The organism is Dethiosulfatarculus sandiegensis, from assembly GCF_000931935.2.
Taxonomy (GTDB): domain Bacteria; phylum Desulfobacterota; class Desulfarculia; order Desulfarculales; family Desulfarculaceae; genus Dethiosulfatarculus; species Dethiosulfatarculus sandiegensis.
In genome coordinates this window covers 1-1581 of record NZ_AZAC01000047.1, presented here as the reverse complement: position 1 = coordinate 1581, position 1581 = coordinate 1, and the positions used below count along the sequence as shown (strand labels likewise).

Below are 1581 nucleotides of genomic sequence, written 5' to 3'. Positions count from 1 at the left end.
CGATGAAAAATTATTGATCCTAGATAACGGAGCCAGGGTTTACCCTAGACGCTTTCACCTAAAAAAGCCATCGTTGGAGATTTTTCCCGAACTGCGCTCCCTATACAATGACCGCCCTGGTTTTCTGCACTTTTCCACTATGCCCTTTGTATTCATGGACCCCACCGATATGGGGCAAAAATGGTGCGCACCGCATATAAACCCCACTGCGGTTTATTATATCCGTCCCAATTTTGGCCAAAGCTCACGCATGGATGAGGCGCCTGCCCATGAACTTTTACCTTTGCTCTTGGAACAATGCGCACCTGGCAGTCTGGAGTTCGGCGCACACCTGCAAAGATTGAACGCTTTTTTAAAAAGCTGCCACACCTACTACCTTTTTAACGGCACCCCTGAAACTACAGTTCAGATATTAATGTCCACAAATGACTTCAAAGGAGATCTCAATGGAAGACACAACAAATTGTGAAAAAACAACTCAGACCCAGAACACTACCCCTTCCCGTAGGAATTTCATAAGAAAGGCTGGAGCGGCCGCTTTTGTGGCCCCAGTGGTGGCAAGTTATCTGGTCTCGGACTTGGTGAAAAGCGCAAAGGCCCAGGAGGAGTATGGGACTAAGGATGAGGAACCTGAGGAACCTGAGGATAGCGAGATTTCGATGCTGAATAACACTTTTGTTACGCCTACCTATCGCCAGGTTCCTGGGCATGAAGAATTCTCCTTCAAGGTGAAGGGCAAGACCAAATTAACAATAAATGTTTTGGCTCTTCAGAGCGAGGGCCTTGAACGGATTGGCTTGAAAGCTCCTTCAAGTGCATGGTTTTACCGAAGTGCGTCTGGCACTGGGGCCACGATAGAGAAGAGTGTAAGCGAAAAAGGCACCTATTATATCGATGTGGAATACATGGGCGTAGGGGGTCTATATGTGGAAGTAAATGCGGAGGGGGCTGACATGCTTGAAGACTTAAAAAGTCTCGGCGGCGGTTATGTATAGATTGAGTCCTTATACTTAGGTAGCCGGCTATCTGGTTTCGTATTTAGTGAAAAGCGCCAGGGCGCGGGAAAAGTTTTGCGGGCAAAACAATTATGGAAACAACAGGCTCGGATTGTAGCGCCCCTATTATATGATTAATTTAACACCCCCACTCTGCCCTAAGAGTGGGGGTGTTTTCACTTGCAGCTTACGTCCTCCACTGAATTATGAATTGGACAAGGAAAATTTGGCCCTGGTGAACGGGGCCATTGACGACATGCTCGAGAAAGGAATCATCACCGCAGAAAAACAGACACGGAACTCTACTCCCCTGTAGAGCTTGTATAAAGAAAACGGCAGATGCCGCTTTGGTGACCCCGGTGGTGGCAAGTTATCTGGTTTCGGACTTGGTTAAGAGCGCTGGGGCGCAAGAAGAATACAAGAATCAAAAGAGTGGTGGCCGGGAGAATGATTGATCAACAAAGTGGCCTTTCCCCTGAAGGCTTCTTGGCAAGAATCGGCTGCTCCATGGTAAGGCAACATATGGCTGGTACAACCATACAATGGCAGGTGCTCGATATAAAAATAAGGCTTAAACTTCCTGACA

2 protein-coding genes are annotated in these 1581 nt (G+C 47.5%); both read left to right on the top strand.

What is annotated here, in order from left to right:
• On the top strand, window positions 1-469 hold a 469-nt coding region (locus tag X474_RS20725), incomplete at its 5' end, for a hypothetical protein (protein ID WP_231688364.1).
• Complete coding sequence (locus tag X474_RS20720; protein ID WP_044351740.1) at window positions 447-995, top strand: hypothetical protein; 549 nt, start codon at window positions 447-449, stop codon at window positions 993-995. The genes X474_RS20725 and X474_RS20720, both read left to right, overlap by 23 nt.
• Window positions 996-1581 lie beyond the last annotated feature (586 nt).

Excerpts from the sequence above, each read along its gene's own strand:
- X474_RS20720 (WP_044351740.1), top strand. The coding sequence starts at position 447 with ATGGAAGACACAACAAATTGTGAAAAAACAACTCAGACCCAGAACACT.